The sequence below is a fragment of the Streptococcus sp. Z554 genome (assembly GCF_053010305.1).
Genome location: NZ_JBRKNV010000009.1, coordinates 54330 through 64294, shown reverse-complemented (window position 1 = coordinate 64294; position 9965 = coordinate 54330). Strand labels below are relative to the sequence as shown.

The window sequence follows — 9965 nt, the reverse complement described above, 5'->3', positions numbered from 1 at the left end:
TGGATCTGGAGTTGGTTTCGGATCTGGAGTTGGCTCTGGATCTGGAGTTGGTTTCGGATCTGGAGTTGGCTCTGGATTCGGAGTTGGCTCTGGATCTGGAGTTGGCTCTGGATCTGGAGTTGGTTTTGGATCTGGAGTTGGCTCTGGATCTGGAGTTGGTTTTGGATCTGGTGTTGGCTCTGGATCTGGAGTTGGTTTTGGATCTGGTGTTGGCTCTGGATCTGGAGTTGGTTTTGGATCTGGTGTTGGCTCTGGATCTGGAGTTGGCTCTGGATCTGGAGTTGGTTTAGGATCTGGAGTTGGCTCTTCAGTTTCTTTAATTTCTTTCAAGCCTTCTACCAATTTATTAAGTCCGTTTGGAGTTAATAAGTTATGTTCTGCAAGACCATTCTTGTACGCTTCAACAGCTGCCAAGTATTCTTTCGCATCTTGACGATCAATCTTACGAACACGTTCTACTTCAGCATTGTATGCAGCTTCATCTAATGGTTTATCCTCTTCAACTGGAAGGACGAAGCGTAATTCCGCTGCTGAAATATGTCCAGGGTCACCGTATGTTTCGTTACCAGTAAAGATAGCTTTCTTCACTTTGATTGGAGCATCGAAGTTAATCACTTTTGTCTTCGCATCATTTGCCCATCCAGTAAAGTTAAAGTTATGTTCTTGTCCTTTTTCATCAATCACTGTAAGGCTACCGCTCATCACACGTCCGTTTGGACCTGAAGGACGAGGAACATATTCAAAGCGAGTTGATTCCATCGGATTATTGAACTCTACTGTTAATGGTTTTCCTAAGCTATTCACTCCATAAGGTGTATGCCATAAAGTATTTGTATTTCCGTCAAATGCATACCATACATTATCTGCTTCTTCATAAGGAGCATCAAGATCATGAATATCGTCCCAATCTGGAGCGCTACGTTTCACCGCAAGTTTTTCTTTAGCCTCGTTAACGCGTTCTACAAGAGCTTTAGCATCATCCACACTAATATCATCGTCTGCTTCTAATAAAGCTGCTACAGCGTCTTTATAAGCATTTAATGAATCTTGTTTGTAGTTGCCATTTACGATTGGAGTATTCTTTTCGTATGCTTCATCGATGATCATCTTACCAGTTAACTTAATTTCTTCAATTTCAAGGTTGTCTAACATAAAGTCTTTATAACCTTTGAAGTTGATTTCGTTGTTATCTGTATCTCCTTTAGTATCGGCACCACGCGCATTTGAGTAAATACCAATCCAAGTGTTTCCACCTTTTTCACCAGTAACATAGAAGCTTACTTTCTTAGGAGTTGATGAATTTTCCCAAGTGTTTTCTAAGTCGTATTTCGTTAATTTACTACGACGAGAATTTTCGCCATTACCGATAACGAATGAGTATGCTCCATTTGAACCTGCTTCGTATTCGAAGGTTACTTTATAAGTCTTACCTTCTTCGAAGCGGAAGTTTTGTGGAATTGTTTGGTATACGAGTTTGTCATATCCTGATAAACCGTTTGTCTTCAATGACCAGTTGCCTTCGATAACATCGTTGACTTTCTTACCATTCCAGCCACGTTGAGTATATGGTTCGTGTTTTTCAGATAAGTGAGTACGGTTATCTTGTACACCTTCAACATCTCCCACTACGAATGGGAAGATACCTTGAGGCACTTCTTCAAAGTCTTGTTTGAATTTACCATTTCCTGTGTCGTGTTTTTCGTTGTACATGACAGATTGGTTTTCAAATACACGAATTTCATCGAAGTAAGTTGCTGCTGCATCTGCATCACGTCCAAGTTCTAATGTCACGTTAGAAACATCTTCACCTGTTGTGAAGTATACATACATGTTTTGGAAGTAACTTGTATTATCCACTGTCGCATTTTTCTTAAGTGTGTTATGCGCATGTGCTTGTACATAGTTCTTCGCAATTGATTTGTTTGTGTAGTTAGAAATCACTTTATCGCCCACACGGATTGTGATATCTGCACGTGCATCGCTTCGGTTATCTACACCTACATAAACGGCATATCTTGTATTAGGTTTCAAGTCTGTTAAGCGTTGTTTCAATGTCACACGTTCAGTGTTACCTTGAATACGTAACATTTCGTTAGCCCCTTGAGATTTCACGATTTCAGCGTGTTCGCTGTCACCAGTTTTTTCCCAATGATCTAATGTTCCGCTGTTGAATCCTTGGTCATAGATGTGTAGTCCTTCACTCCATACCATTGTCTTCTTACCTTGAGGAGCTTTGTAAAGTACATATGGTTGGTACGCATCTCCCGTAATTTGAATCTTACGGTCTGCGCCGACTGTTAATTCGACTACATCTTTTTTACCTTGGTCTGTTAGACGATAGAGGTATACTTTATCTCCAGTCCAATCATCTGGAAGTGTCCATTCAGTTGTTCCAGCAGTATTCGTGAAGAAGTACATCTTTTCTTTGTCGCCTGTTAAAGCTTTACCATTTTCATCCCAGTTCCATGGTACTAAGTAGCTTCCACCATTTTCGATGACACGACCGTTTAATGTTGTGACACGTTTACGGTAGTCTGGGCTGTTAGGGTCGTTCGATTGACGAACAATCTTCACTTCATCCCCATTGTCATTAGTTAAATGAATTTCCATCTCTGGAGTCCACTTGTAGTTTTGACCGTTGTCGCTCATCGCAACTGGGTCACCGTTCACCCATTTAGAAACTTTGTAGTGTTGGAAGAACTTCGTCATGATGTTGTTTTCGAAGAGGTTACGAATATATCCTTCGTAGTCGCTTCGACCTTGCCATCCTTCGAAGTCTTTCATGTTATATCCACCAAGTAATGGATAGTTAGCGGCACCACCGTAGCTTGGATAGTCACCCACCCATGAGTCTTTTTGGTGGTTACGAATGAATCGAGTGATATTTGAGTTAATACCTTTCAGTGAATATCCACCGTAAGTTAAGTCAGCCGCCCAGTGTTGGAATGTTGAATCATATTCCGCACCGAAGCCCCACTCGATAGCCATACGCCAGCCTTGAGAGTTTAATTCTTTAGCAAGTACGTGAGTTGGCCAAGCAGTGTTATCTCCTGATTGTCCGTTACCCCAAACGTCCACATAAATGAAGTCTAAGTCAGCACCTAGTTTTTCTCTTAATTCTTTCCAACGATCCAAACGTCCATGAGCTAAGTCATATTCTGCATCGATGTTGATACCTTGGTCTAACCAGTTCCAACCGTACATATATGTTCCGTCAGAGTTTCTACGTAAAATCGCTTCGCTGAAGTATTTAGATTCAGGATATGTTTCAGAAGCATTTACGTGAATACCGATTTTAGCTCCGTATTCTTTTGCTCTAGCTAATAATTTCTTGAAGTCTTCAACGCCACCGATTCTCTTACCGATATCTGCATAGTTTAAGTGACCTGAGTCGTGACCTTCACTACCATACCCTTTAAGTAGGATTGATTGGCCTAAACCATCTGTGTGTAAGTTAATCTTCTTAATACCATCTAATGTCATTAAGAATGGGTTTTGCGCTTGAGATGCAAAGTTCATCGCAATACGATAGGCTACTAAATCTGGAACAGATTCTGCTCCTTTAGGATTGTTCATGATATTACGATAGGCAATCGCACCATCTTGCCAGTCCACAACATTATCTTTGTTTAAGTCTTTTGTAATGACTACTTTAGAACTTGGTAATTCTAATGTGTATTCTGGGAATACTAAGTTCTTATAAGCACGTTGGTACCAGTAAGGTGAGCTTTGGATACCCAAGTAGTTTACGCCTTCAACACGTTCTAACGCTGTTGTTAAACGTGCAAAGTCATTTCCTTTGTAAGTAAATTGAGAGTTACTCCAAACAGACGCTGCCAATTCGTTAGAAGAAACAAACCCATACATGAAGCCGTAAGTATATTCATTCATCTTGCCTTCTTTCAAGTCTAAATGATAGTCTCCACGGTTATGTGTGTTTGTAGACATTTGAGCGCCATCGAATTTCGCACCTTGTTTATTTGAACCAACAGAAACAAGTGTGTTTCCTGGAAATTCAATGGTTTGGATTAATTTTCGAACATTGTCGACTGGTTTACCCATTTCGACATTGTTTTTGTTCACTACTTTAGTCACATCGAAGTGCATTTCGTTGCCGACTAATTGTAATTTTACTGTGATTTCAGCGTTGATGAATTCATCATCGTTTCTTACTTTCATTACATATTCTGCAGTAGTGTCATCAATCTTACGGTATTGAACTTCTGGAGTGACTAATACACCGTTGATTGACATTTTATCTAATTTTTGAACTTGACCTGTTAACGTTTTTCCATCTAATTCATATTCTTTAACACGTGGAAACGCTGTGTCGATAATCGCTTTTAATTGTTCTGATTGTAAAGTTTCATAGTGAACATCTTGGTCATTGCGACGTAAACCATCATCAGCTGCCGGAGTTTCTTCTTCAGGTTTGATGTTATCTTGGTTATCCGCTTTGATCGATACAGAAGATAATTCTGTACCGTAAGTACCAGCTTTGAGATAAACTTTATTCACATCAGCCAAAGCGTTCTTGACAGCTTCTGGAACGACTTCTGTGCTAAATAAAGTTTGTCCATTATTTGTAGCATTTAATTGACCGTCTTTCTTGTAAACGATAGATAGGTGGTTTTCTTCCCCTGCATTAGGTGCTTCTACACGAGTCTTGCTATACCATGTGTTTACATTTGGTCCTTTGTATTGCCAGAACCAACCGCCCTTGTCATAGCCAACAAAGATGTTGTTGTCATTATCTTTATATTTTAGATATACCCCAAAGCGTGTTTCAGCTGGAGGAGTGTTTGCCTTGAACGTTAAGTCAACGCTTACATTTCCTTCCGCATCCGCCTGTAATCCAGCTTTTTCAAATAAAGCTTCGTTTGCTCCATTGTCGTTAGCTGTTGTTGAAGTTAATTTGTTGTAGCGTACTCCGCCTTCTTCAACGACTTCAACATTCCCTTTCACACGGCTTACTGAGTCCCACTCTTTTTTCACTTCGGCAGTAGCGTCGCTAGTTCCTCCCGTTGCTGCTTCAGCTGGTTTGTTTTCTGCTGGTTTATTGTCAGCTGGTTTTTCTTCCTGAGGTTTATCCTCTTTTGGTTTTTCTTCTTTATCTTCGACTTGTTTATCAAGAGCATCTAGACCAGCTGGTTTCGTTGTTTCAATACCCTTAATGTAGTTTTGAATCCACTCTAACTGAGCAGGTGAGAAAAGAATACCACCACTACGTTTTCCAGATACACCGTTTTGATGAATCCCAATTAATTTTCCGTTTTCATCAAAGATTCCACCGCCACTTGCACCAGGTTCACTTCCTTGGTAGCTAATTCCACGAACGCCTTCTCCATGGTCATTAATATCTTCGACAGTAGTATTGAGGATTGGATCGAGTTCACCTTTTGGATATCCAAATACATGAACCTTATCTCCTTTCTTGATAGTTGATGGTTTATCCGCAACTTCAACTGGAGCATTTGCAAGAGGACTGCGAAGTTTGACAATAGCTAAGTCATTTTTATAACCTTTCAGGAAGCCTTCACGATCCCAGTGTTTTACATCATTTTTACTGAACTTAACGTCTGGTGCACCTTCATAAGAAACTGTATAAACATCTTTATCACTATCAATGTTATCAGCTACTTTACGATTGTTCCCGTCTGGAACATCTTTGATAAAGTTATGAGATACTGATAAGACAAGATTTTCTCCAATAACAATACCACTACCAGTACCAGCATCGCTCTTAATTTCAACAGTAGCACCGTAGTTCAATTCCCCATTTTTTGTTTTAGCAACTTCTGCTGGAACTAAACTTTTGTCTTCTTTTGCCAGGTCTTCTTTTGAAGCAGTATGACCGCTGTCTTCGGCTTTATCGAGTTTTTCACGCAAATCTTTAGGAAGTTCATTTTCAGTTGCTGAAGTTGCTGCAGCTTCTTTTTCTTTCTCTAGTAATTCTTCCTCAGTTTTTGGTCCATCAGTCACTTCAGGAGAACCTTGATCTTCTCCAGCTTTTGGCGCTTCAAAATCATGCCCGTTATCATCTTTTGCATTGGCCAGAGCTGCTGCTAAATCAGCTGGCATATTTGCAGTAGATCCAGTTTGGGCTGTATCTGCCAAAACAGTACTTGTTCCAAAGAATGTAGCACCAATGATAACAGAAGCTACACCTAATGAAAATTTCCGAATACTATATTTACAACGTTTTTCAAATAACCTTTTATCCATTAGTTTTTTAATCCTTTCTGTTTAAAAAGTAAGCGTTTGCATTTTTGTTTAAAAAAATATCCTCCTCAATTTTTTAACGCCACTAGATAAACATATAATTTTTTCTATACCAATTTAATATATCAAAACCTAGTTTAAAAATCAATACTTTATTAGTTAAAATTAGTAAAAGTAAAATCTAAAAATCAGACCAAGCTGAAAGTCTTTTTAGAACAAAAATACTTATAATCCTAGGCAAAAAGAAAGAAATCACCTTCGAAAAATCAGAGAAAATTATTCCAATTTCCTAAAGGTAATTTCTTGAATTTTTATTCTATTTTCAAACAATTTATTGTTGTAAGACTTTTCGAGGTTTTGTTCCTTCAGCCGGACCGATAACACCAGCCATTTCTAATTCTTCCATCAGTCGAGTTGCGCGGTTAAAACCAACTGATAGACGACGTTGAATCATGGATGCACTTGCTTTTTGTGTCTCGATAACAAGCGCCTTGGCTTCTTCAAAGAGTGGATCCCCGCCCTCATCGCTAGAGCCAGAATCACCATCTGTCTCAGAAACTTCTCCTGGGTCAAAACTGTCATCATAATCCGCATCAGCTTGCGCCTTAATGAAGTTTACGATGCGTTCCACATCATCATCTGAGATAAAGGAACCTTGCAAGCGAACAGGATGGTTTTCGTCAATTGGTTTAAAGAGCATATCCCCTCGACCAAGCAATTTCTCCGCACCATTTTCATCCAAAATCGTACGTGAATCCGTTCCTGAAGAAACAGCGAATGCTACACGTGACGGCACATTTGCCTTAATCAGACCAGAGATAACATCTACTGAAGGACGCTGGGTTGCAAGAATCATGTGAATACCAGCCGCACGCGCCTTTTGTCCGAGACGAATAATAGCATCTTCCACTTCCTTGCTGGCAACCATCATCAAATCTGCCAACTCATCGACAATCACGACGATTAAAGGTAGCGGTACTTGCTTGTATTCAGACTGAGCATTGAATTCCTCAACTTTAGCATTGAAACCAGCAATATTCCGAACTCCGACTTTGGCAAAGAGTTCGTAGCGGTTTTCCATTTCATCAACAACCTTTTGCAAAGCCTTACTAGCCTTGCGAGGATTTGTTACAACTGGAATCAAGAGATGGGGAATATCGTTGTAGACCGACAACTCAACCATCTTAGGATCCACCATCATAAATTTGACTTGATCTGGACGAGCCTTCATCAAAATACTTGCAATAATCCCATTAACTGCAACAGATTTACCAGAACCTGTAGAACCGGCCACTAGCAAGTGAGGCATTTTAGCCAAGTCAAAGCAACGAACTGTTCCGTTAACTGCTTTTCCAAGAGGAATTTCTAGAAGATTTTCAGGCTTGGTCTGAGACTGTTCCCATAGTTCTCGGAAGGAAACAGTTGCAATTTCAGAGTTTGGAACTTCGATCCCAACTAAGGATTTTCCAGGAATCGGCGCTTCAATACGGACATCCTTAGCAGCCAAGGCCAGAGCTAAGTCGTCTGCTAGATTGGAAATACGATTGACACGAACACCAACTGCTGGTTTAACCTCATACTTGGTTACTGATGGGCCAATTTCAGCACGTTCAACCGTTACCTTGATACCAAAACTTGCAAAGGTTTCTTCCAAAATTTTGATATTCTCTCGAACAATTTTCTTTTCTTTAGACTGATCTTTTGGTTTATCAGGTGCAAAGAGTTGCAAGCTTGGGAGCTTATACTCCAAGGCCTTTTTAGCAGAAAAGTCTACTTCAACATCTTCGTCATCATCTTCTGGAAAATCTTCTTCCATCGGATAATGATCTTCCTCAGGATATTCAAAATCGGCTTGAGGGAGAATAATCTCAGGTTCTACCCATTCTTCCTCTGGTAATGGAGGAAATTCTGGTATTGATTCGTCTGATAAAATTTCTCCTGTTTCCATATCTACAGGAGGCAGATCAAGCAATGCCTGCTCCTCTTTTTCTTTCTCAAGTCTTGCTTGCTCTTCAGCTTCTCTTCTTGCCTTTTCTTCTTCACGCTTGATAAAACGCTCTTGTTTTTTCTGTTCGTGGCGTTCCATCCAGATAGCAAATCGAGCTGACAGAAAATCAGCGATATCATAGATAGACCATGGACTTATTAAAAGAGCTCCGATTATGATTAGGATGGCTCCGATAAAGTAGGTGCCAATGTTTGAGAACAAATAGGCTATCGGAATGTAGAGTCCACTCCCAATCACACCTCCACCAGCAAAACTTGTCACTTGAAAACTGGTTAAATCTTTAAAAATTTGTCCAACCGTTCCCTGGAAAACGGCGTTTGCCATGCTAAGCTTCCAGACAAGATAGGCTTGAAAAATCAGGAGTAAGCCTGTAAAAATGAAGAAGAAACCTGCTAACAATCCTTCTTGTTTATGAATCCATTTAAAAAAGAAGAGATAGATTAAGAGAGAGAAAATAGCTAGATATGCTAAACTCCCCACAAGTAAACGGATTAGGTTGTATACAGTGATTCCTACAGCTCCCCATTTGAGGGCAGCAAAAATTAAACAGATAGCCAAAACTAAGGAAATCAACATTCGTTGGATTGCATGTTTTCTTTCTAATTCTGCTTTAGACGGTCTTCGTCTTGTTTTAGTTGTATTCTTGTTTGCCATTCTTCTATTATAACATATTTCATGAACTTTTCGAGGGGTTAAAAAAATGACTGTATCTACTAGACACCATCATCTTTCGTTAATATTTTCGCAGTTTCTTTTCTGTATGATTTTCAACAACTTGGTTTCACTGCTTCTTTAAAAACCTGATCGCTGATTTTCTTGCTTTCTCAATCTTTTCGACTTCTAGATTCTCCACAGCAGATGTGGGTATCCATTTTTTCCCAAACAATACCTGGGCTGCTTCTATCATCAGAGCGCAAGCCTGCAAGTCCTTTTCTTCAATAATTGCTTCACCAAACAAATCCTTTGTTTTCTCTTTCAACACTTCTTTTTCTACTTGATAAAAAGATAATTGCATCAAACTACTGGCAGACCAGGCACGACAAAGTGGATCTTGGTCGGTCAAGAGATGTTGGCCTAAGATTTCTATTTCACTTGTTGAACCAATCCAACCTAGAGCTATGATTAGCTTTCTACGATTCGAAGCTTCTGTACTAGGTAAAAGAGAGAGCAGAACAGGAAGTACTTGCTTGCAAGAAGATGCATAAAAATCTCTATGTCTTACTTTGGAAAGGATTTTCGCTAGAAGATATACAATCAAAACGCGTTGACTCTCCGCTTCCTCTTGATCGAGAGTTTCTAAAAGATAATCGATTCCCTCCTGCCCATGCTGGTCAAAACTCGCTTCAAAATTCAAGGCAGTTCCTTCCTCCCAATCTTTGCAAATAAGCTCAAAATGAAAGGCAATTTCTTGGCTTCTACCTAAATCAGCTATAAAATGAATTCGCTTAGAATCAGGAAAATTCTCCTCCACCAAGCTGGCATAGACCTTCTGCAACTCTTCTTTTGTAAGATGTTGGTGAGGAATCTTTTCTTTCTCTAGTTTGTCGATTCCTTCTTTTCTAGAATCACTCATGACACTTATCTCCTCTAAGGTATTTGTAGAACTTTAGCATTCTATCATTCAAATTCTCTAATATTTACCTCTATTATACCACTTTAAAAACCGGGCTCCCTAACTCCATCATCAAAAAATGACTGCCCACTTTCGTGTTCAGTCATTTGAATGTATTTGTGA

General features: G+C 39.6%; 3 protein-coding genes. All 3 read right to left on the bottom strand.

What is annotated here, in order from left to right; all coding sequences use genetic code 11:
• The coding region (locus ACVC7R_RS07880) for a SpGH101 family endo-alpha-N-acetylgalactosaminidase (protein ID WP_447264241.1) at positions 1-6225 on the bottom strand (6225 nt) is incomplete at its 3' end.
• A gap of 328 nt (positions 6226-6553) precedes the next feature.
• Positions 6554-8884 (bottom strand): DNA translocase FtsK, encoded by a 2331-nt coding sequence (locus ACVC7R_RS07875; protein ID WP_447264240.1) that lies wholly within the window; start codon positions 8882-8884, stop codon positions 6554-6556.
• Between the two features lie 127 nt (positions 8885-9011).
• Entirely contained in the window at positions 9012-9803 is a 792-nt protein-coding gene (locus ACVC7R_RS07870) for a HEAT repeat domain-containing protein (protein WP_447264239.1), read from the bottom strand.
• Positions 9804-9965: the final 162 nt, after the last annotated feature.